The 21,889-nt window shown below is 70.6% G+C and carries 21 protein-coding genes; 3 read left to right on the plus strand and 18 right to left on the minus strand.

Going from position 1 to position 21,889, the window contains the following annotated elements; translation table 11 throughout:
* The first annotated feature begins 15 nt into the window (after positions 1-15).
* Positions 16-414, plus strand: coding sequence for a hypothetical protein (locus AC6JBM_RS19940; RefSeq protein ID WP_497985091.1), 399 nt, complete (start codon positions 16-18; stop codon positions 412-414).
* Positions 415-459: 45 nt separating this feature from the next.
* Here the strand turns inward: AC6JBM_RS19940 and AC6JBM_RS19945 are convergent, their stop codons facing one another.
* Positions 460-837, minus strand: a complete 378-nt coding sequence (locus AC6JBM_RS19945) for a MerR family transcriptional regulator (RefSeq protein ID WP_497985092.1) — start codon at positions 835-837, stop codon at positions 460-462.
* Between the two features lie 59 nt (positions 838-896).
* Between AC6JBM_RS19945 and AC6JBM_RS19950 the strand changes: the two genes are divergently transcribed.
* Positions 897-1,847: an NAD(P)-dependent oxidoreductase gene (locus AC6JBM_RS19950; RefSeq protein WP_497985093.1), complete on the plus strand. Its 951-nt coding sequence runs from the start codon at positions 897-899 to the stop codon at positions 1,845-1,847.
* 76 nt (positions 1,848-1,923) lie between these two features.
* On the opposite strand, the gene AC6JBM_RS19955 is transcribed toward AC6JBM_RS19950, so the two are convergent.
* From AC6JBM_RS19955 to AC6JBM_RS20005, 11 genes are all read right to left on the minus strand, one after another.
* Entirely contained in the window at positions 1,924-2,235 is a 312-nt protein-coding gene (locus tag AC6JBM_RS19955; RefSeq protein WP_497985094.1) for a hypothetical protein, read from the minus strand.
* A gap of 363 nt (positions 2,236-2,598) precedes the next feature.
* A complete protein-coding gene (locus tag AC6JBM_RS19960) occupies positions 2,599-3,111 on the minus strand; it encodes a flavin reductase family protein (RefSeq protein ID WP_497985095.1) in 513 nt (170 codons plus the stop codon).
* Positions 3,112-3,131: 20 nt separating this feature from the next.
* Positions 3,132-4,424 carry an NtaA/DmoA family FMN-dependent monooxygenase gene (locus AC6JBM_RS19965; protein WP_497985096.1) on the minus strand — a complete coding sequence of 431 codons (1,293 nt, stop codon included), beginning with the start codon at positions 4,422-4,424 and terminating at the stop codon, positions 3,132-3,134.
* 16 nt (positions 4,425-4,440) lie between these two features.
* Entirely contained in the window at positions 4,441-5,355 is a 915-nt protein-coding gene (locus AC6JBM_RS19970) for a hypothetical protein (protein ID WP_497985097.1), read from the minus strand.
* Between the two features lie 32 nt (positions 5,356-5,387).
* Positions 5,388-6,431 carry an LLM class flavin-dependent oxidoreductase gene (locus AC6JBM_RS19975; RefSeq protein ID WP_497985098.1) on the minus strand — a complete coding sequence of 348 codons (1,044 nt, stop codon included), beginning with the start codon at positions 6,429-6,431 and terminating at the stop codon, positions 5,388-5,390.
* A gap of 1 nt (position 6,432) precedes the next feature.
* The gene (locus tag AC6JBM_RS19980) at positions 6,433-7,683 is read right to left on the minus strand and encodes an acyl-CoA dehydrogenase family protein (protein ID WP_497985099.1); all 1,251 of its coding nucleotides are present in this window, start codon (positions 7,681-7,683) and stop codon (positions 6,433-6,435) included.
* 2 nt (positions 7,684-7,685) lie between these two features.
* Positions 7,686-9,413 (minus strand): dipeptide ABC transporter ATP-binding protein, encoded by a 1,728-nt coding sequence (locus AC6JBM_RS19985; RefSeq protein WP_497985100.1) that lies wholly within the window; start codon positions 9,411-9,413, stop codon positions 7,686-7,688.
* A 9-nt stretch (positions 9,414-9,422) separates the two neighbouring features.
* Complete coding sequence (locus AC6JBM_RS19990; protein ID WP_497985101.1) at positions 9,423-10,295, minus strand: ABC transporter permease; 873 nt, start codon at positions 10,293-10,295, stop codon at positions 9,423-9,425.
* Positions 10,292-11,248: an ABC transporter permease gene (locus AC6JBM_RS19995; RefSeq protein WP_497985102.1), complete on the minus strand. Its 957-nt coding sequence runs from the start codon at positions 11,246-11,248 to the stop codon at positions 10,292-10,294. The genes AC6JBM_RS19990 and AC6JBM_RS19995 overlap by 4 nt, the downstream gene beginning before the upstream one ends.
* Before the next feature lie 2 nt (positions 11,249-11,250).
* Positions 11,251-12,858 (minus strand): ABC transporter substrate-binding protein, encoded by a 1,608-nt coding sequence (locus AC6JBM_RS20000; RefSeq protein ID WP_497985103.1) that lies wholly within the window; start codon positions 12,856-12,858, stop codon positions 11,251-11,253.
* A gap of 234 nt (positions 12,859-13,092) precedes the next feature.
* Positions 13,093-14,211, minus strand: coding sequence for a helix-turn-helix domain-containing protein (locus AC6JBM_RS20005; protein WP_497985104.1), 1,119 nt, complete (start codon positions 14,209-14,211; stop codon positions 13,093-13,095).
* A 52-nt stretch (positions 14,212-14,263) separates the two neighbouring features.
* Here AC6JBM_RS20005 and AC6JBM_RS20010 point away from each other — a divergent pair, with 52 nt between their 5' ends.
* On the plus strand, positions 14,264-14,809 hold the full coding sequence (locus AC6JBM_RS20010) for an OsmC family protein (RefSeq protein ID WP_497985105.1): 546 nt from the start codon (positions 14,264-14,266) through the stop codon (positions 14,807-14,809).
* Here AC6JBM_RS20010 and AC6JBM_RS20015 read toward each other — a convergent pair.
* Genes AC6JBM_RS20015 through AC6JBM_RS20040 form a run of 6 tightly spaced genes read right to left on the minus strand, consistent with a single transcriptional unit; the run spans position 14,787 to position 21,859 of the window.
* On the minus strand, positions 14,787-16,094 hold the full coding sequence (locus AC6JBM_RS20015) for an NtaA/DmoA family FMN-dependent monooxygenase (protein ID WP_497985106.1): 1,308 nt from the start codon (positions 16,092-16,094) through the stop codon (positions 14,787-14,789). The two genes, AC6JBM_RS20010 and AC6JBM_RS20015, sit on opposite strands and share 23 nt — an antisense overlap.
* A complete protein-coding gene (locus AC6JBM_RS20020) occupies positions 16,091-17,488 on the minus strand; it encodes an LLM class flavin-dependent oxidoreductase (protein ID WP_497985107.1) in 1,398 nt (465 codons plus the stop codon). Before AC6JBM_RS20020 ends, AC6JBM_RS20015 begins: the two co-directional genes overlap by 4 nt.
* 8 nt (positions 17,489-17,496) lie before the next feature.
* Entirely contained in the window at positions 17,497-18,696 is a 1,200-nt protein-coding gene (locus AC6JBM_RS20025; protein WP_497985108.1) for a GNAT family N-acetyltransferase, read from the minus strand.
* Positions 18,697-18,722: 26 nt separating this feature from the next.
* Positions 18,723-19,925 carry an acyl-CoA dehydrogenase family protein gene (locus AC6JBM_RS20030; RefSeq protein ID WP_497985109.1) on the minus strand — a complete coding sequence of 401 codons (1,203 nt, stop codon included), beginning with the start codon at positions 19,923-19,925 and terminating at the stop codon, positions 18,723-18,725.
* The gene (locus tag AC6JBM_RS20035; protein ID WP_497985110.1) at positions 19,922-21,055 is read right to left on the minus strand and encodes an LLM class flavin-dependent oxidoreductase; all 1,134 of its coding nucleotides are present in this window, start codon (positions 21,053-21,055) and stop codon (positions 19,922-19,924) included. The genes AC6JBM_RS20030 and AC6JBM_RS20035 overlap by 4 nt, the downstream gene beginning before the upstream one ends.
* A 3-nt stretch (positions 21,056-21,058) precedes the next feature.
* Positions 21,059-21,859, minus strand: a complete 801-nt coding sequence (locus tag AC6JBM_RS20040) for an alpha/beta fold hydrolase (RefSeq protein ID WP_497985111.1) — start codon at positions 21,857-21,859, stop codon at positions 21,059-21,061.
* Between the last annotated feature and the right edge of the window lie 30 nt (positions 21,860-21,889).

Genomic DNA, 21,889 nt, shown 5'->3' on the forward strand with positions numbered 1-21,889 from the left:
GTCTCCTGATCTCGGATGTCCGTCAAAGCGGGTCAGGCCCAATCCGGCCAACGAGAACCGTCGAACTCCGCCGCCGATCACCTGGCGTGGCTGCTGCCACTGCTCGAGCGCCGGCCGGCCGATGTCGTCGCCACACTGTCCTCGGCCAGCCCCACGAGCGAAACGCTGCTGCTTGCCCTGCTGCGGTTCGCGCTGACCTCGTGGGGCCGCTACTGGCCGGGCCTTGTCCTCACGTGGCTCGAATCCGGCTGGCCAAGCAGCGGTCTCCTCGGTGTGCTCGCCGAGATGCGTAGCCGCAGCTGCCCCAGCCGTTACGTCATCGCGCTTTGCGCCTGTGGCGGCAGGCCAGGACCGAAGTGTGACTTACCAACGCGTCGCGCCGCATCGCGGCTCCGCGCGTGTGATCTTGGTTAGGTGGGCTGGCTCACCCTCCGGATCAGGGCATGAGCGCGGAAGGGCTCATGTCGCCCGGGTTTGGTCAGCAAGGGTTAGGGGTGCTTGGATAAGGCGGTCCAGGATGCCGCGGGCCGCGGCGAGCTTCTCGATGGACGTGGTGATTCGGGTGCGCTCTTCGGCCAGCGCGTCGAGGAGTTCGGGGCAGGTGGGTGCGAGCACCGTCGTGCCGTCGGGGACACAGGGCAGGATCTCGGCGATCGCGGTGGTGCCTATGCCGGCGGAGAGCAGCAGTTGGATGTGCCCCACCGCATACACGGCTTGCTCGTCGTAGTCGCGGTAGCCGCTCGCGCGACGGGCGGGCTTCAACAGACCCTGCTCCTCGTAGTAGCGCAAGGCGCGGGGGGTGGCGCCGGTCAGTCGAGCCAGTTCGCTGATCCGCACGTCCCCAAGCACATCAGGACTTGACCTTCACGTCAACGTGAGGGTTTAGCGTCACTGCCGTGACAGAAAACAACGTTGAGCACGAACTGCGCTCCACTATTGGGGTGCTGGGGCTTGGCCCGATGGGCCGGGCGCTCGCCGCCGCGGCGCTCGCTGGCGGTCATCCCACGGTGGTCTGGAACCGCACGCCAGAGAAGGCGCAAGCGTTCGTGGCCCAAGGTGCTGTGCTCGCGCCCACGGCGGCCGATGCGGTGCGTGGAGCTTCGATCGCCGTCGCGTGCATGATCAACTATGGTGCTGTCCGCGCGAGTGTGGCCGACGTCGCCGACTGGCCCACGGGCACGCTCGTCAACCTCAGCAGTGGCCACGCCGGAGAAGCGCGCGCCATGGCGGACTGGGCCGCACAGCGCGGCATCAGCTACCTGGATGGCGCCATCCTGACACCGGCGCCCACGGTCGGCACCCGCGCCGCAACGATTCTCTACAGTGGCCCGCGCTCCCTGTTCGATCGCAGCCGCGCCCTGCTTGAGGCCTTTGGCACCAGCGTCTACCTCGGCGACGACATTGGTATCGGGTCGGCGTACGAGATGGCCTTGCTCGATCTGTTCGCCATGTCCGTCGGCGGACTCGCGCACGCCTTCGCCTTGGCCATCGCCGAGGGAATTGAGCCCGCCGCGTTCGCCCGCTTCGCCAAGGGAATCGGCGGCCTGCTGCCCGACATGGCCGACCGTTTTGCCGATCAGCTTGCTGTCGGCCGTTTTCCCGCCGAGGTCTCCAGTATCGCTTCGGCAGGCTCCGCCGTGGCTCACGTCAGTGCCGCCGCCGCCGCTCGCGGCATCGACACCACAACGCTTCAAGCCGTACAACGGATCATCGGCCGGGCCGCCGCGGCGGGCTATGGCGGCGACAGCTACGCCCGGCTCGCCCAGTTTCTCGCCGAAGCCGACCACGCGGACGCCTCGGCCGAGCTGGCCACGCCAAAGCCGTCGCCGCCCCAGTTGTCGCACTGAACCGCGGACAACTGCACCGCCCAGCCGCAAGATCGGATGCACGCACGTCGGCACGAGTGCGCGCCTCCTGGACTGCTCATCGGCTACGCGCAGGTTCAGTGGGCGCGGCGAGCCGGACCTGCGAGACGTCGGGTGAGGCGGGTCCGAGGACCTCGATGTCCAGCAGCGGCAGGACCCACCAGTCGCGGTGCGCGAAGGCGCTGCACAGGCTCCATAGCTGTACGACCAGGGACTCGTCGTCCGGGTCCGGGCACAGTTGCCGCCCGACGGTCTTGAGGATCTCGGTCGGCGACAGGTGAGCCTTGAGCGCGGCCGCAGTAATGCCGCGTGCGTCGGCGACGGCCCGAAGCCGCGGCTCTGTGCGCCGGTGAGCCACAAGGCGGTACACGCGTTCTCCAACGCCGCGCGCAGCAGCGTGAACGGTGCATGGGTGTGCAGGTCAGTACAGCCGGGGGCGGCGCCGGTCAAGGTCATCCGCATCCCGATACCTGCTGACCGAAGTTGCAGCCCACCGCGCGTTGTCTGCGGCCCACCCGCGTGCCTGCTCGAGAGATCGACGACTGATCACCACAAACCCCGGCGGCACATCGCCGCAGGCGAGTACACGACTCCGGAACTTGCCGGCACGTTGAAGGATGTACAACCCTCACAGTCACTGCAGCCTGCCATACCCCCGGCACGCCGCCTGGATCCGGTCTCGGCTCGCTTCCTCGCAAGGTCGCTTCGACCGCCACCCCCGTGTCGCCTTGTGTCACCATTCGCTGCGGAAGCCGAAGGCGCTGCGGTGGAAGACCAGGGGTAACGAGTGGTCGGCGTGCTGAACTGCGTGCAGCCGGAGCAGCACGATCGTGTGGTCGCCCGCCTCTACCTCGCGGTAGATCGTGGTGTCGAACTGCGCGAGCCCGTCGGGCAGTGTCACCGCGCCGTGCTCGCTCAGCAGGACCTCGACGCCGTCGAAGCGAGATTCGGGCGGGCCGGCGAGCTGGCGGGCGAGGCCGCCGTGCCGGTCGGCCAGGATCGTAACGCCCAGGTGCGCCGCGCGCCGCAGGTCGGGCCATGTCTTGGACACGTTGGCGATGGAGAACGACACAAGCGGCGGGTCGAGGCTGACCGACGTGAAGGAGCTGGCCGCGAGGCCGACGAGGGCGCTGTCGACCTGGGCGGCGACCGCGACGACGCCGCTGGGGAAGATGCCGAACGCTTGGCGCAGGCGCACCGGGTCGAGATCCTGGTTGGTGGGGAACGGCCGGGAAGGATCGGTCATGTCCATCCGCTTTCAGGTGGTCAGCCAAGGTCGGGTGTCGGCGAGGCGGTCTGGAAGTGCGCGCGGAGCGTGCGGGTCTCGTACTCGTGCCGGTAGAGGCCCCGCCTACGCAGGATCGGCACGAGCTCGTCGGCGATCACGTCGAGCCCGTCGATCAGGACGTCGGGCTGGAGGTTGAAGCCGTCGATCGCGCCCGAGTGGAACCAGTCCTCGATGTGGTCGGCGAGCTGCTCGGGCGTGCCGACGAAGCCGGCGTGGCCGGAGCCGGTGTAGCGGGTCTGCTTCAGGTACTCGCGCACGGTCGGGTTCGTGCGCCGGATCTGGGTGACGATCGACTCGCGGAACCCCATGCTGCCCTGGAAGGTCTGCGGGTCGGCGGGCGCGGCCAGGACCTCCTCGGGGAACGGCTCGTCGAGCTCGAGTTTCGAGGCGTCGTACCCGATCGACTGGGACAGCCACTGGATCGAGTAGGAGGCGGGGCCGGCGTCGTGCAGTTCGTCGCTGCGCCGTCTGGCCTCCTCCTCGGTGCTGCCGAGGCTGAGCAGCAGGCCGGGAAGGATCTTCACGTCGTCGGGCGAGCGGCCGTTGTCGCGGGCGAGGCGCTTGACGAGACGGTAGTGCTCGATCGCCTTCTGCTTGGTCAGCTCGGCCGCGAACACGCCCTCGGCGACCCGGCCGGCCAGAGCCCGTCCCTTGGGTGATCCGCCCGCCTGTAGCAGCACGGGGCGGCCCTGCGCGGACGGCGGCACGCGGAGCCGGCCGTCGATGTCGAAGAAGTCGCCGTGGTGGTGCACGTCGTGGCCGGTCGCGGCCGAGTCCCACAGCGCCGTGACGACGTCGACGAACTCGGCAGCCCGTTCGTACCGGTCATCGCGCAGCGGCACGTCCGCCAGTCCGAAGTTGCGGGCGGCCGCCGCGCCGCGGGTGGTCACGATGTTCCAGCCCGCGCGGCCGCCCGAGAGGGTGTCCCACGAGAGCAACCGTTCGGCGAGCTCGAAGGGGTCGTTGAAGGTCGTCGACGCCGTGGACACCAGGCCGACGTGCTCGGTCGCGGCGGCGACGTAGCCCCAGTTCACGGTCGGTTCGAGCCGGATCGGGTTGGCGTCGTACGCGGGATCGCCGAGCACCGGCCCGTCGGCCAGGAAGATCGCGTCGAGTGTTCCCCGCTCGGCCGCGCGGCCGATGCCCGCCCAGTAGTCCGGGTCGATGAAGGAGTCCTTCTTCAGCAGCGGCGACTGCCACGCGGCCGGCAGATAGCCGAGGACGAGGACGTTGATGCCGAGGATGACGTGTCCCGTACGGCGATCGGTCATGATGTCTGCTCCGGGGTCACAGAGAGGGGTGGGGTTCGGGCACGGGAAACGCGGCGCGACCGCTGGCAGGGCGCGCCGGGGCGATCAGTCCGAGGGCAGCGCGCAGCGGTCCGCCCGGCGGCGACGGCGTGAAGCCGTCGGCGAGCAATCGCTCGACCTCGGTCAGCACCTCGTCCAGGCTCTGGTCGACGGTCGGCCGCAGCAGGACGCCGCCGGCGTCGCTGTCCGGCGGCCGCAGGCCGAGGGGCGCGACGCGGACGGACCCGCCGGTGCCGACGACCAGGTCGACCGGTGCCGAGTCGGCGACGACGTCGTCCGGCGTGGTGGCGTACCAGGCGATGAGCGAGGCGCCGGTGGCGGGCTCCGGAGCGTTCAGGGGGCCGGCGATGTGGTAGGCGCCGTCGTGGTCGATGTGGACGATCTCGTCGGACCGCACCAGGATGCCGGTTTCGCGGTCGCCGACGATGGAGTCGTAGGGCCAGCTCTGCTCGAGCGCCCGGACGGCGCGGGCCGCGTCGAGCGCCGTCGCCGCGGTGAGCGGCGCACCGGCGCCCAGGCCGGCGCCGCCCCAGGCGCCGGTGTCGTCCGGGCCGGGTGCGGCATACGCGTCCGCCACCCCGAAGAGGACGCCGCTGCGCCCCCGGGCGAGGTGCCCCAGCGATGCCACCCGGCGGGCCAGGTTGTAGGGGTGGTCGCGCTGCGGGCTGGCGACGATGAGGAAGCGCGCCCGGCTCGTGCGGCCGGCGAGGCTCGCGCCGACGGCGCTGCTGTCCAGCGTCAGCGGCGCCGGGTCGTGGCCGTCGATCCGGTCGATCCCCAGGACGGTGAACGCGACCGGTAGCGCATCCCACCGGGCGAGCAGGTCCGTGTTGCCGGTCAGCTCGATGAGATGCGGACCGGCGAGGCCTAGTGCGAGGTACGGGGCGGGCATCGGTGTTCCCTTCGCTGGTGGGGCGGCACGGGTCATCGCAGCGCTCCGGCCGGCTGCCATCCGATCGCCGGCCCGATCTGCGTGGCCAGGACGTGCAGCCGGGCTCGGGCGTTGGCCGCGTCGAAGTCGTCGCGGTAGGAGAAGTTGGCGACGAAGTCCGTCGCTCCGGCCGCGATGGCCGGGTCGGTGCCGACCCGCTCGGCGATGTCGTCGGCGGAGCCGTAGAACGGCACGAGGTCGAGGTACTCACGCACGCTCAGGCCGCGCAGCCGCGGGTTGCCGCTCAACGCCGCCCGGTCGGCAAGCCCCTGCAGCCTCGGCCCGAGCACGGGCTCGACCTCCCGCAGTACCGTCTGCTTGTCGCGTCCGGCGTACACGAAGCGGAAGACCGCGACCCGTGAGGCGTCGCCCGGGTGGGCCCGCTCGTGCGCCTCCAGGTAGGCCGCGACCTTCGGCGCCTGACCGGTGTCGGCCGGGTCGAAGAAGGCGCCCTGCTGAAGCCCGTCGCCGGCCAGGCCGGCGGCGGCCGCCCGCTCGATGCTGGTCGCGGCCTGCCACAGGTGTCGTCGCACCCGCGCGCCGTCCGGATACAGCCGCGGCCCGTCGGCGCCGGGCACCAGCGGCCGGCCGTCGAGCGCCGCGTGCAGCGCCGCGACCTTCCGGTCGAACACGGCGTGCCGCTGGTCGGCCGACTGTCCGAACGCCGCGAACCCCTCCAGGTTGGCACCACCGGTGCCCAGCCCGAGGTGCAGCCGGCCACCGGTGAGCGCGTCAACGACCGCCGCGTCCTCGGCGAGCCGCAGCGGGTCCTCCAGCGGCAGGGTGGTGATGCCGGTGCCGAGCGTGATGCGCGAGGTCCGGGTCGCCGCCACGGCCAGGAACGGCAGCGGCGACGCGAACGGGCCGTCGGTGTTGTCGAAGTGGTGCTGGCCCACCCACACGCTGTCGATGCCCAGCTGTTCGGCGTACGCGATGGTGTCGATGACCTCGTCGTAGACCCGCGCGACGTCGTCGATGGCGCGCGAGGTGGTGCGGAAGTTGAGGGCGAAGCCGAGACGAAGCGGCCGGTGTGACATGTCAGTTGCCCTGGCCGCCGCGGTGGGTGAAGGACAGGTCGGGCACCGGATCGGCGCCGTTGACGATCCAGTCGCCGAGGATGCGCGCCTTGTAGACCCGCGGGTTGTGGGAGGCGAGGGTGCGGGCGTTGCGCCAGTGCCGGTCGAGCAGCAGCGTCTCGGAGACACCGGACGCGCCGAGGGCGTCGAAGACGGTCGTCGTGGCCTGCAGCGCGGCGTCGATGATGGCCAGCTGCGCCTGCGCCGTGGCCACCTCGGCATCCAGGACCCGCCGCTTGCGGAGCGCTTCGTCGCCGCTCGCGTGGGCCGCCGCGACCAGGTCGATGGTGTGCGCCGCCGCCCGCAGTGCCGCCCCGGCCGCGAAGGCGTGCACGGAGACCTGGCCGATGACCTGCAGCAGCTGGCCGTCGCGGGTCGGTGCGGGGTCGAGCGCCTGGGGGTAGTTGCGGCCGCGGGCCTTCAGTGCGCTGGTCCCGTCGCGCAGCGCCGCCCGGGTGATGCCGGTCAGCACGGACAGCATCGCGGTCTGGTAGAAGTGCCCCTGATAGACGAAGCGCTCCCTGGCCGGGAAGACGTCGCCATCCGCCGCGGGAACGTCGGTGTAGGTGGCGCTGCCGCTGGCGGTGGTCCGCTGGCCGAAGCCGGTCCAGTCGTCGACCAGCTGCACTCCCGGGTCGTCGCGGCGCACGAGGGCGGTCAGCACGGTGTCGCCGTCGCCCTTGCCGAGCACGTCGAGCCAGTCGGCGTAGAGGCTGCCGGTGGCGTAGAACTTGGCGCCGCTGACCAGCCACCGGTCGCCGTCGCGGCGCACCGTTGTCTTGAGGTTGGCGAACGTGCCGTTGTTGGCCTCGGTCCACCCGCCGCCGACGAACTCGGCGGCGAGGAACCGCTGGATCCACCGGTCGTTGGCCTGCGAGGGCGCCGCGTTGAGCCGGTCTTCGACGAAGGCGAGGTGGTTGCGCCAGATGTGCGCGACGTTGGCGTCGGCCTCGGCGAGATCCGCAAGCAATACGAAGGTCTGCTCCAGCGAGGCGCCGAAACCGCCGAGCTCCGCCGGGATGCGGACCCGGCCGAATCCGGCGTCCTTGAGCCACTGCACCTGGTCGTGGGGGAAGATCCGGTCCTTCTCCCGGGCGACGTTGCCCTCGGCGATCCGGTGGAAGACCGGCTGGAAGCCCTCGGAGAGTTCGGCGGCGGTGGCGGTGGCTGGACGCAGGTAGGTCAGCCCGGCGGGGGTTTCAGTCGTGGTCATGATCAGTCCTTGACGGTGGAGGGAGCGAGGAGGTCTTCGCGTCGGCGGGCCCGGACGGGCAGGACCGCGTCGAGCAGGGCGCGAGTGGCCGGCTGCCGGTCGGTGGAGAACAGCTCACCGGCGGGGAACGTCTCGACGAGCGTGCCCTGGCGCATGACGCCGATGCGATCGCAGACGAACTCGATGATCGCCAGGTTGTGGCCGATGAACAGGTAGGTCAGGTCGAGCTCGTCCTTGAGGTCGAGCAGGAGGTTGATGATGGCCGCTTGAGTGGAGACGTCCAGCGCCGAGGTCGGCTCGTCGAGGATCAGCAGGTCGGGTTCCAATGCGATGGCGCGGGCGATGCCCACCCGCTGCCGCTGCCCGCCGGAGAACTCGCGTGGATACCGGTCCGCGTAGCCGGCGTTCAGGCCGACGAGTTCCAGCGCTCGATGGGTCAGGTCGGTGGCCTCCCGGCGGCCGGTCGCCTTTCCCAGCCGCAGCAGCGGCCGCGCGATCTGGTCGCCGACCTTGATCCGCGGGTTGAGGGCGGTGGCGGCGTCCTGGAAGACGTACTGGAACCGGCGCCGCAGGTCCCGCAGGCCCTGCTTGCCGGCCGTGGTGACCTCGGCGCCGTCGAAGGTGACCGAGCCCGCGGTGAGTGGCAGCAGCGCGCCGGACAGCCGCGCCAGCGTGGACTTGCCGGAGCCGGATTCGCCGATGAGTCCGAAGATCTCGCCGCGGCGCACGGTGAGGGAGACCTCGCTGACCGCGCGGACGGTCGACCGGTGTCGTCCGGTGCCGAGCCCGCCGATCGCGAACTCCTTGGTGACCTCGTGCAGCCGCAGGATCGGGCGGTCGGCCGGCGGCCGGGGGGCTTCGGCACGTTCGCTGAGGCGTACGCGGGACGTGGCCGCCGGGGCGCCGAGCAGTCGCCGCTGGTGGCCGTCCCGGAGGTGGCGCTGCCCGATCTCGGGCACCGAGTCGATCAGGGTGCGGGTGTACGGGTGCGACGGCGCGCCCAGGACCTGCGCGGTCTGTCCGATCTCGACGATCGTCCCCTCGCGCATCACCGCGACACGTGAGCTGGTGTGCGATACGACACCGAAGTCGTGGGTGATCAGCAGGACCGCGGTGCCGGCCTCGCCGGCGAGGCCGAGGAGCAGGTCCAGGATCTGCTTCTGGACCGTGGCGTCCAGCGCGGTGGTCGGCTCGTCCGCGATGAGCAGCTTCGGGCCCGACAGTCCGGCGAGGGCGATCATGACCCGCTGCCGCATGCCGCCGCTGAGCTCGTGCGGATAGGAGCGCAGCACCCGGTCCGGGTCGCCGATCCCGACCCGGTCGAGCCAGGTCCGGCTCACCTCGAGCGCCTCGTTCCGGGACACCTGCAGGTGCAGGCGGGCGGTGTCGCGCAGTTGGCTGCCAATCGTGAACGACGGATCGAGCGAGGTCACCGGGTCCTGGAAGATCATGCCGATGCCGGCGCCGCGGAAGACGTTGAGCTGCCGCTCCCCTAGGCCCACCAGTTCAGTGCCCTGGAAGCGGATACTGCCGGCGGTCACCCGGGCGTTTCGCGGCAGCAGGCCGAGAATGCCGGCCGCGGTGACGCTCTTGCCGGATCCGGACTCGCCGACCAGTGCAAGCACCTCCCCGGGGCTGACGTCGAGGTCGACGCCGCGAACGGCGTGCACGACCGCCCCGGGCAGTTGGAAGTCGACGTGCAGGCCGTCGACAGTGAGCACGGCTGTCATCGGGTCACCTCACGGGTTGAGGACGTCGCGCAGGCCGTCGCCGAGCCAGTTGAAGGCCAGGGCGACCAGCAGGATGGCGATGGCGGGGAAGGTCGCGACGCCGGGGTTGCCGGTCACCAGGACCTTGGCGCCCTCGGAGATCATCCGGCCCCAGTCCGGGCTGGGTGGCTGGATGCCGAGGCCCAGCGCGCTCAGGCTCGCGGTGAAGACGATGTTGACGCCGACGAGGCTGGTCCCGTAGATCACGACCGCGGAGAGGAGGTTGGGCAGGACCTCGGTGCGCAGGATGGTGGCCTCGGAGGCGCCCAGCGAGCGCGCCGCCTCCACGTAGTCCTTCTCCCGCTCGATCTTCGCCTCCGCGAATACGATGCGGGTCACGTACGGCACGGCCCCGAAGACCACCGTACCGATCAGCACCCACGGTCCGGGGTGGATGATCGCGGCCAGCGAGAGCGCGACCAGGATCACCGGGAACGCGAACATCAGGTCGATGATCCGCATCAGCACCCCGGAGGTACGCCGGCCGGTGAACGCCCCGTACAGCCCCAGCAGCGTCCCGATCAGCAGCGCCACCGCGACCGACACGATCGAGACGATCAATGCGCCCCGGCCGCCGTACAGCAGCCGGCTGAGCACGTCACGGCCCTGGTCGTCGGTGCCGAGCAGGTGGCCGGCCGAGCCGACGGGGGCCAGCACGTTGCCGGGATCGCCGGCGTTCGGGTCGTACGGGGCCAGCCACGGCGCCAGCACGGAGATGCCGATCACGACGATCAGGACGAGCAACCCGAGCAGCGCCTCGCGGTTGCGGAGGAAGCGGGCGGCCGCGGACCGCCTCAGTCGCGGCGGCGCGCCGGCGCGCACCTCGGCTGTGGTCGTGGTCATGCGCCACCGTGCCGCAGCCGCGGGTTGAGCAGGTCGAGCAGCACGTCGGTGATCAGGTTGACGACCACGAACGTGGCGGCGACCAGCAGGATGCCGGACTGGATCACCGGGTAGTCACTGCCGGCGATCGCGTTGAGCAGCACGCTGCCGAGACCGGGCCAGGAGAAGATCGTCTCGACGAACACCACGCCGGTGATGACCGAGCCGATGGTGAGCCCGGTCGTGTTGACGATGGGCGGCAGGATGTTGCGGCCGATGTGCTTGCCCAGGATCGCCGCGCGCCCGAAACCCTGCGACCGGTAGGTGCGGATGTAGTCCGATCCCGCGCTCTCGATGACCGCCGCCCGGACGAACCGGGCGATGATCAGCATCGACACCAGGGAGGCCGCGAAGGCGGGGGCGATCAGGTGCAGCAGCAGGTCGCCGAAGCCGCCGTCGCCACGCAGGTCGTGCATGCCGCCCGGGGGCAGCCAGTTCCACTGGACCGCGGTCAGCCAGATGACGATCAGACCGAACCAGTAGATCGGCAGGTTGCTGCCGATCTGGACCAGCAGCATCGCCGCCCGGTCGATGAGCCGGCCGTGCCGGATCCCCGAGACGAACCCGATCAGCACCCCGAGCACGACGGCGACCACGGTCGTCGCCGCCCCGAGAATGATCGTGTTCAGGAAGGCCGGGAACACGATGCCCGACACGGGGCTGCGCACGCTCAGCGAGATGCCGCCGCCGTTGGTGAACATGTCCCGCAGCCAGTGCAGGTACTGCTTCCAGGCGGGCTGGTCGAGCCCGTACGCCTGGCGGATCTGTTCGATCTGCTCGGGCGACATCTTCTCGCTCAGTACGTCCTTGACGGGGTCGGCCGGGCCGGCCTTCGAGATGAAGAACACCAGCAGGCTGATCACGAACAGCAGCGGTACCAGGTTCGCCAGCCGCCACAGGATCCGGCGCGACATCGTCAGCTCGCCACCCAGATCTGCGACAGGTCGTAGTGGTCCTGCTGCGGCCAGACGAACCCGCCGACGCGTGGCGAGACCGCGTAGTAACGATTGAAGGAGATCAGCGGGAAGATCGTGGCGTCCTTGGCCCAGGCCTGTGCCGCTGCCTGCCACAGCTCCTTCGATTTGGCGGGGTCGGGGTTGTGCGCGGCCGCGTCGATCGCGCTGTTCGTCGCCGCGCTGGTGTCGGAGTACTTGTCCCCGTCCCGGTTGACCACGCTGTAGTTGTGCGCGATCTTGACCCAGTTGGGGGCGATGTAGCCCCACTCGCCGAGGTTGATGCCGTCGGTGGGCTTGAGGTTGGCCGAGCGGGTCCCGTATGTGATCCACTCGAACGACTCGACCGAGGCCTCGATGCCGACCGCCTTGAGCTGCTGCTGGATGAACTCCGCCGTGGGCTGTCCGGTGGTGTCGGTCAGGATCGTGAACTTCACCTCGCCGGGCTGGTAGCCGGCGTCGGCGAGCAGCTTCTTGGCCGCCTCGGGGTCGAATTGGTAGTCGACCGCGGACGCGTCGTACGCCTCGTTGCCCTGGTTGATGATCGAGGTCGCCGGCTCCGCATAGCCCTTGTAGATCTTCTCGGCCAGGGTCTTGCGGTCCACGGCATGGATGATCGCCTGCCGAACCCGCTTGTCCTGGAGATACTGGTTCGTGTAGTTGAAGTTGTAGTAGATGATCTGCGGAACGTTCTTGTTCGTCGGCACCGAGAAGCCGGCCTTCTCCAGGGTCGCGACCGAGTCCGGTGGGACGCGGCTGATCAGGTCGACGGCGCCGCTGCGCAGCGCGGCGACGCGGCTCTGGTCGTCACCGATCGGCTTGAAGATGACCTTGTCCAGGTGCGGCCGGGCGCCCCAGTAGTCGGGGTTGCGCACCAGCGTGGTGTGGTCGCCGCGCACCCGCTCCTGGAACTTGAACGGCCCTGTGCCGACCGGGTGGTCGGCGAGCCCGTCCTGGCCGTACTTCTGCAGGGCGGCCGGGCTGAAGATGCCCGACGCCGCGTTGCCGCTGTTGGGGATCTGCCGCAGGTAGTCGAGGAATGGGTGCTTGAAGACGTACTCCACGGTGGAGTCATCGATCACCTTGAACGACGCGAGATCCGCGTAGACCAGCCCCATCGTCGCGGCGCTGACCTTGTCGTAGTACTGAAACGTGGGGTCGGTGAAGCGGCGCACGTTGAACTGCACGGCCTTCGCGTCGAACAGCGTCCCGTCGGTGAACTTGACGCCCTGGCGCAGCTTGAAGGTGTAGGTGGTGGCGTCGGGGCTGACCGTCCACGAGGTGGCCAGCCCGGGCACGATCTTCGGGACGCCGATCGGCGCGGACAGATCCTCGTTGACGAGGGTCTCGTAGATGTTGCGGTCGATCCGCCAGGTCTCCCACGAGTACTGGCGGTTGGGGTCGAACTGCGTGACCTCCTGGTACTGGCCGACGATGAGCGTGCCGCCGTCGCGGGGCTTCGAGTCCGCGGCCGCCGAGGAGCCGGAGCTGGAGCCGCAGCCGGCCAGCAGCAGGGCTGCACCGGCGGTCACGGCGGTCCAGGCGAGCAGTGAGCGCTGGGATATGGCCATGGCTGGTCGATCCTTTCGTGGAGCATGGGCGCACGCGTCGTCGTTGCGACGCGTCACGGGCGCATGGGGATGGCCACGCGGGCCAGAGAAGTCAAGCCGCGAGATCGGCGTGGCCGATTACCCGTTATACATATCGGAGAAGTAGGAATACACGCGAGGATGGCACGTCGCTCAAACTAAAGTCAACCTCTTGAGATCTCGGTCATTCCAAGAGCAACTAAAGTAGAGCTGAAGTCAGTCGTACTCCTGCCAGAACACGATCGCCTCGTCGTCGCCCAGGTTGCGGCAGCTGCTCACGCCCGCCTGATGCACCGTCAGCGCATCGCCCTGCCGCAGGATGGGCCGCGCCGTCGGCAGCACCACCTGGACCAGCCCGACGGCGACGAGCAGAACCTGCGCCTTGTTGGCCCGGAACGCCGGCGCGGCGGCGCCACGCGGCGGGATCCGCACGACGGTCGTGCGCAGGCCCAGCGACTCGCTGTCGATGAGATACGGCGCCCCGCCCGCCCTCCCGTCGGCCCGGGACAGCTCGTAGGAGGGCGGGCGGCCCCGCAGCAGGTGGTCCACCGACATGCCGAGCTTGTCGGAGAGCTCGAGCACGGTCTCCAGCGACAACGCGTGCTGCCCACGCTCGGCCTGCGAGATCGCGCTGGCCGACACCCCGACCAGCTCGGCGAGGTGAGCCTGGGTCCAGCCGCGCTGGTGGCGGATCGAGCGCAGGCCACGACCCAGTAGCGACGCCGCGCTGGTGGCCTCGACCGTCAGGCCCTCCTCGCCCAGCCGGTAGGGCAGCATGGCGCCGCGGACCTGGGAGCGCCGGCCGTCCGCCCGCTCGATGCGCAGATGACCGGCGCGCGCCTCGATCACGCACTGGGCGAGCGTCTGCACTCCCGAGGTCTGGTCCCATGCGGCATCGAACCAGTGCGTCACCACGCCGTGCTGGAGCGCGAAGTGGCCCAGCTGAGCCGTCGCCCGCGCGGCCGCGCGATCGTCGTCGCCCCGGGCGAGGGCGCGCAGATTGATGGCCAGCACGACGCCCTGCCCGCCGGCATGGTCCGTCGCGGATTTCAGGTCCGTGACGAGGTCGTGCAGGCCTGAGCCGGCCGGGTAGTGCTCGAAGCCGTCCGGTGCCGTCCACCGGCGCGGCTGCGTGTCGACGATGATGCGCCGGGCGAACGACGGCGCCCGGGCGATGCATCTGAGCACACCCTCGGCGAACCGGGCCATGCCGGCGTCGTCGCCGTCGAGCGCCCAGAAGACGTTCTCGCCCCAGAACAGCCCCTGCAGGAGCTGGTCGAGCTGCGGGATGCCGAACAGGGCGACCCGCCCGCCGTCCTCGCCGCCCACCGCCACCCGCAGCCTTCTGTTCGCAATCGACTGACAGCTGCACACTAACGTTGGGGTCATGACAGCACGCCAGCAGGCCGTGGGACGCGACGTCAACGGTATCCGCGCGGAGAACCGCGCGCTGATCATGGAGCAGCTCAGCGACGCCCGGCGGGTGCGGGAGTTCAGCGGACCGTGGGACATCGAGGCGACCTGGCTGACCGGGTTCCAGAGCAAGGCGACCGTCCGCGGGCACGAGATCGCGTTCGACCAGCCCGGCGATGTCGCCGCCGATGACACCGCCCCGACCCCGCACGAGTACCTGCTCGCCTCCATCGCCGGGTGCCTCATCGCCGGCGTCGTCATGCACGCCACGGTGCAGAACGTCCGGCTCACCTCACTGGTGGTGCACGTGTCCGGCACGTTCGACAACGCGCTGCGGTGGGCGGGCATCGAGTCCGTCGGCAATCCGGGCTATCGCGGCATCGACCTGCGGGCCGCCATGTCCGGCGAAGCAGACGACGACACGCTGCGCGACATCTGGGACCGCGCTCTGGCCGGCTCGCCGGTGGCGCAGACGATCAACCGCGAGACCCCGCTCATCACGATTGTCGAGCTGTCCTGACCGCCTGCACCCCGAGGTGGTCGCGGAGCGTGTCGCCGTGGTACTCGTGCCGGAACAGGCCACGGGCACGCAGGATCGGCACGACGTGGTCCACGAACGCCTCCAGCTGCCCCGGCAGCCCCGACGGAGCGAGAATGAAGCCGTCGGCGGCCCGGTGGGTGTACCAGCGCTCGATCTCGTCGGCGATCCGCTCGGGCGAGCCGACGACGCGGGCGCCGAAAGCCGTGACCGTGCGGAACAGGAACTCGCGTACGGTCGGGTTGCCCTCGGTCGCCAGCGCCCGATAACCGGCGAGCGCGGTCTGATGGGTCTGCGTCGACGCCGCGAAGGCCGACAGCGGCACCGGCCCGTCCAGGTCGGCGCCGGTCAGGTCGATGTCGACCTCCTGAAGCCAGCCGATCTGGTACTCCGGGATGAAGTGCTCGAAGACCGTGCGCTCCAGGGCTGTCGCCTCCTGCTCGGTGGAGCCGACGATGAAGCCCAGCGACGGGGTCACCAGCGGCGGCGTCTCCCGCCCGGACGAACTCGCCTCGCGGCGGATCTGCTCGACGAAGGCGCGCCCGCGGTCGACGTCGCCCTGCCCGGTGAAGACGACTTCCGCGTGGCGTGCGGCGAACGCGCGCCCGGCCGTCGAAGACCCTGCCTGAAAGATCACCGGCTGGCCCTGTCGTGAGGGTGCGGCGCCGAGCGGACCCTTGACGGCGAAGAACTCTCCCTTGTGCGCGGGCACGCGGATCTTCCGGCGGTCGTTGTAGACCCCGGCCGCGCGGTCCTCGACCACCGTGTCCGGGCCCCACGAGTCCCAGAGCTTCTGGACCACCTCGAGGGTCTCGGCCGCGACCCGGTACCGCTCGTCGTGGGCGAGCACCCCCGCGTCCCCGAAGTTGGCTGCCGCGGCCTCGGCGAAGCTGGTCACCACGTTCCACCCGGCTCGGCCGCCGCTGAGGTGGTCCAGCGATATCAGTTGACGCGCCAGATGGTACGGCGCCTGGAGCGTCGCCGAGCCGGTTACGACGAGGCCCAGTCGCTCGGTCTCCCGTGACAGCGCCGCCATGGTGGTGAACGGCTCGAAGTCCTCGGTCGCCTTGTTCGGCCACGCGGCCTCGGGCCCGTAGTTCAGGGTGTCGGCGAAGAAGATGGCGTCGAAGGTGCCACGCTCGGCGGTCCTGGCCGTCTCGATCACCGACTCGAGCACGGCGGCGGGTCCGTTGACGACGCCCGGGTAGCGCCACGAACTGCCGAACCTCGGGTTGCCGAGCACCAGAAGGTGCAGCTGACGGGTCATCGGGAATCTCCTGAAGCGCTGGTCACGGGCAGCCGGCGGTAGCCCGCGCCCGGGTGGTCGTGTGGAAGCCGCGGACCGCCGGCGAAGATCGCCTCGCGGACCGTGCGTGCGTCGGTGTGCTCGCGGGCCCGGCCGCGGCGGCGCAGTTCGGGGATCAGGTGCTCGGCCAGGTCGTCGAAGCTGCCGGGCGTGATGAGGTAGACGAAGTTGAAGCCGTCCACGCCGGTCTTGCCGGCGTACGCCTCCAGCGCGTCCGCGACGGTCGTGGCGCTGCCCACCAGAACCTCGCCGCCGAAGCCGCTGAGCCCGTCGACGTAGTCGCGCAGGGTGAGCCGCTGCCGCAGGATGGGATCGTCGACGGCCGCCAGCACGGAACGGCTGGCGTCGGTCTCGAACTGCTCGATCGGCCGGTCGAGGTCGTGCTCGGACCAGTCGACGCCGCTGAGCGCGGAGAGCAGCACCAGGCCGCCGCGGGTGTCGCGGAAGCGGCGCAGGTCATTCGCCTTGGCCTGCGCGGCCTGGTCGGTGCTGTCGACGATGACGGTCACCGAGGTGATGAACTTGATGTGCTCGGGCCGGCGCCCGAAACCGGCCGCCTGGGCGCGGATGTCGTCGATGTTGCGCCGCAGCACCTCGGGCCGGGGGTCGGCGACGAAGACCAGTTCGGCGTTGCGGGCGGCGAAGGCCCGGCCTGCCGGCGAGGTTCCGGCCTGTAGCAGCAAGGGCGTGCGCTGCGGTGACGGCTCGACGAGATGGGCGCCGGGGACCGAGAAGTACGTGCCGGCGTGGCCGATGTCGTGGACCTTGTCCGGGTCGGTGAAGATGCTCCGCTCCCGGTCGCGCAGCACCGCGCCGTCCTCCCACGAGCCTTCCCACAGCTTGTAGGTGACCTCGAGGAACTCCTGCGCGATCGCGTACCGCTCGTCGTGGCCGATCTGCCGGTCGCGGGCGATGATGTTGCGTGCCGCGCTGTCCAGCAGCGAGGTGACGATGTTCCAGCCGATCCGGCCGCCGGTCAGGTGGTCCAGCGTGCTGAACTTGCGCGCCAGCAGGTACGGGTGCTCGTACGTGGTCGAGACGGTGACCCCGAAGCCGAGGCGCTCGGTGGCGGCCGCCATCGCCGAAACGGCCAGCAGCGGGTCGGTCACCGGCGTCTGGACGCCGTGCGCCAGCGCCGCGCGGGCGTTGCCCCTGTAGACGTCCAGCTGCCCGACGGCATCGGCGATGAACAGCAGGTCGAAGCCGCCCGCGTCGAGCCGCCGCGCCAGGTCGACCCAGTACGACAGCGTGGTGTAGCCGGCGGTCCGGTCGTCCGGATGACGCCAGAGGCCGGTGTTGCCGTGCGACACCGTGGACATGGTGAACGCCGAGAGGATCAACGGGTCATGGTTCATGGCTGGTCCTAGAAGATGGTGCCGGCGAACGGCAGCGAGTCGACCGCGAACAGCGTGTCGATGCGGCGTACAGCCTCCGGTGAATGGACGGTGACCCGCCCGGCCGAGGCCAGTTGACGCCACCTCGTGCCACCGAGGTAGGCGGCGGCCAGGGTGGCGACGTCGACGGTGAGGTCGGGTGGGGCGCTGGTGCGTGACACGGACTTGGCGCCGATCTCGTAGCTGCCGTCGTTGGCGGGCAGCAGCACGTCGCGCACCTCGAGCACGACGGTCTCCTCACCCTCGTACCCACGGGCCCGTAACCCGGCCTCAACGTCGACCAGCCGCAGCCACGTCTCGTCGCGCGCCGTACCCAGGGCGACCGATCGGCGGTCGACGACCGCGAGCGGTAGCACGTCGTCCAGCGCCAGCGCGTCGAAGGCCACGACGTCGACGAGGTCGAGCGAGAGCAGGTGGCGCCACAGGCCGGCCCGGGCGTTGTCGTTCAGCGCCACGAAGTCGCTGACCGTCACGGTCTTCTCGGGGCTGGTGAACCAGGCGCCGGTGTTCTCCGGTCGGTAGATCACGTATCCGTCGTCGGCGCCGTCGGTGCTGTGCACAGCCACGTAGTGGGTCACCGAGTCGGCGTCGCGCTGGATCTGCTGGAGCCGCCACCAGCCGTCGGGCCGGTGGATGGCGCCGGTCCAGGCCGCCCGCGCGTAGATGCCGTCGAGCAGCTGCGTGGTGACCGACCGGTCGGCCAGCCGGATCGAGCCGCCGGCCGGGACCTCCGCGCGCAGCGCTGCCCGCTTCAGGTTGACCCGGGCGGGCTGTGCCGATGTGGCGACGCCGTAGCCGAAGCGCTCGTAGATGACGGCCTCCGACGCGCGTAGCGAGGCGATCACCTCCCCGCGGGCCGCCGCCTCCCGCAGCTGCCGGGCGATGAGGTCGCTGACGATGCCCCGCCGCCGGTGGGTCGGCAGAACGCCGACGTGGGTGACGGCCGCGTGCGAAACTCGCGCGCCGCCGGGGACGATGAGCCAGCTGGTGTACGAGTCGGCGCTGCCGACGACGACGTCGCCGTCCACCGCGCCGAGGTAGCGGCCGGGTTCGGTCAGCTCGGTGGCGTCGAGGTCGCGCAACGGCAGGCCGACCATGGCCCGCAGGAAGACTCTGAAGCCGGCGTTGACCTCGTCCGGCGTGGTCAGCGGTCGGATGTGGATGCTCATGACGATCGCCTCTCGGATGGCGCGGATCAGGGGAAGCGGTGGACGGCGGTCCGGCCGATGACGTCGAGTACGAGATCGCTGTTCGGCGGGTGCAGGCTCCCGGTGCGCACGTCGCGGTAGAGTCGCTCGAGCTCGTTGGTCCGGCTCACCGACGAGGCACCGACGACCTGGACGGCGATGTCCACCACCTGGCGGGCGGTGGTGACGGCGAACTCCTTGACGGCGAACAGCCGCGGGGTCCACCAGTCGCCGTGATCGACCCCGGCGTCGAGGTCGGCGGTGGCCCGCTCCAGCAGCGACCATACGGCGTCCAGCAGGATCTCGCCCTGGGCCAGCTGCCGCTGGACGGCCGGCCTGTCGGCGTGCGTCTTGCCCGGCAGGGCCAGCGACTTGCGGTCCTGTGCGGTCAGCTCGGCGAGGTCCAGCGCCCGGCGGGCGATCCCGAAGTACACGTTGGCGACCAGCGGTAGGTACCACTGGAAGATCCCGGCGACGTACGGCGGGTAGGGCTGCCCGATCTCGTGCGCTCCGACCACCTGGTCGGCGGGGACGCGCACGCCGTCGAGCAGCGTGTCGTCGCTGGCGGTGGCCCGGACGCCGAGCGCGTCCCAGGTCTTCTCGGTCGAGACGCCGGGCGCGTCGCGGTCGACGAACAGGTGCACGATGCGCGGGTGCTCGGGATCGGAGTCGTCGCGGGCGTGGATGCCGAGTTTGTCCCATACCGGGGAGAGCGAGGTGAACGTCTTGCGGCCGGTCACCACGTAGGACCCGTCGGACTGCGGGACCGCTGCGGTGACGGAGTCGTCGAGGCCCAGGTCGTTGCCCCGCTCGCCGTGCCCGGCGGCCAGCACCTGGCCGTCGGCGACGGCGCGCACCAGCCAGCCCAGGTCCTCGACCCCAGCGCCGGTCAGCGCCGTGGCCGGACCGGTCCAGTACAGGTGCATGTTGACCGCGAGTGCGGTCGCCGGCGCCCAGTAGGCGAGCCGCCGCTGCTCGCGCGACACGGCGGTGAGGCTGAGCCCGCCGCCGCCCTGCTCGGCCGGGACCGCCGCCCGCAGATACCCCCGCGCACGCAGGTCCTCGAAGTCCTCGGCGAAGAACCTGTTCTCCCGGTCGTAGCCCGCCGCGCGGCCGTGGAAGCGCTGGTAGTCCTCGTCACTGAAGTACGCCGAGGGCTCGGCCTTCACGAACAGCGGTGAGTTCGAGCTCGCGATCGTGGCCTTGGTCATGCTCCTGCTCCATTTCGGTCGGGGTGACGGGCGAGCAGGCCGCGGCTGCGAAGCTCGGCGGCGGCGCCCTCGGCGAAGTAGTAGGCCTCCTCCAGATGCGGCTGGCCGGAGAGGATGAAGTGGTCGATGCCGAGGTCGTGGTACTCGGCGATCCGGTCGGCGACCTCCTCGTGGCTGCCGACGATCGCCGTGCCGGCCCCGCCGCGGACCAGGCCGTAGCCGGCCCAGATGTTGGGGTGGATCTCGAGGTTGCGCCGGTCACCGCCGTGCAGCGCGAGCATCCGCCGCTGCCCGACGGACTCGCTGGCCGCCAGGGTCCGCCGGGTCTGTTCGATGCGGGAGTTGTCGATCCGCTCCAGCAGCCGGTCCGCCTCGGCCCATGCCTGCGCGGAGGTGTCGCGGCTGAGCACGTGGAAGCGGATGCCGAACGAGAGGGTCCGCGCGGCCTCCTCGGCGAGCTTGCGCATGCGGGCGAGCCGCTCCCCGATCTGCGTGGGTGTCTCACCCCAGGCGAGATAGGTGTCGACCGTCCGCGCCGCCACCCCCTCCGCCGCCGGGCTGGCACCGCCGAAGAAGATCGCCGGCGGCGCGTACGGCGCGAACGGGATGGATGCCTGCTCGATGTCGTAGTGCGTGCCGTGGAAGTCGAACGGCTCGGCGGGGTCGCTCACGCCGCGCAGGACGGTGAGGAACTCCTCGGTCCGGGCATACCGCTGGTCATGGTCGAGATGGTCGCCGAAGCGGCGCTGTTCCGCGGAGTCGCCGCCGGTGACGACGTTGAGCAGCAGCCGCCCGCCCGAGATCCGCTGGAAGGTCGCCGCCTGGTGGGCGGCCAGGGTCGGTGAGATGAGGCCGGGGCGGAACGCGACCAGGAACTTCAGCCGGGTGGTGACGCTGGACAGTGCCGCCGTGGTGATCCAGGCGTCCTCGCACCACGTGCCCGTCGGGGTGAGGACGGCTTCGAAGCCGAGCTGTTCGGCGGCTCGCGCGATGCCGCCGAGGTAGTCGATCGACGGTGGCCGGAATCCGGACCGGACGGCGGCCAGCGTCTGCTGCGAGCCGTCGCCGGAGCCGACGATGTCGCGGTTGTCGCCGTTGGTGGGCAGGTACCAGTGCAGATGGATCGGCATGGGTCAAGCGCCCGTCACGGCCGGGCGCGCGGCGACATGCAGGACGAAGTCGCGTACGGCGTCGACGGCCCGCACGTGGTCGACGTCGTTGAGCACGTTGTGCAGGCCGCCGGGGATCTCCACCAGGCGGGCGTTCGCGAGGGTGCCACGCCAGCGCCGCGCGTCCTCGATCGGGGCCAGCGCGTCCCTGGTGCCGTTGACGAACAGCACCGGCAGCGTCACGTCCGCGAAGGTCGTGGCGAGTTCGTCGGCTGCGGCGGCGAGGGCCGCCGCGGTGACCTCGGGCTCGGGAAGCACCAGCTGGACAAGGGGATCCTTGGCGAGCTCCTCGAGATAGTCGGGGTCGGCGGCCAGCACCGACGTGTCGAACGCGAAGCTCTCCCCCGGCGCCGGGCCGTCGAGCGCCGTACGCCCGCGCAGGCTGGCCCCGGTGAGCACCGCGCCCGCGAAGGGCGCCGGATCGGCGGTGATGACCGCGGCCGTGACCCAGCCGCCCAGCGAGTGACCGCCGATCACGAGCGGTAGTCCGGGCCGGCGCTCGCGGACGATGCCGACCAGGGCGGAGGCGTCCCGCGCGAGCACGTCGAGCGATCGGACCACCCCGCGCTCTCCGTCGGAAATGCCATGGCCTCGGTGGTCAATGGCGTGGACGTCGATGCCGGCGGCGTTGAGGCGCGAGGCGAGCCGGCTGAACTGACCGGAGTGTTCCCCGCCGCCGTGCAGGAAGACGAACGCGGCAACCGGCTGGTCCACCTCCCATGCGCGGTAGTAGAGGCGTGTGTCGGAGCTGGTGAAGAACGGCATGTCGTGGTCCTCGAAGAACTCGGTGGATCC

Source organism: Dactylosporangium thailandense, assembly GCF_059739745.1.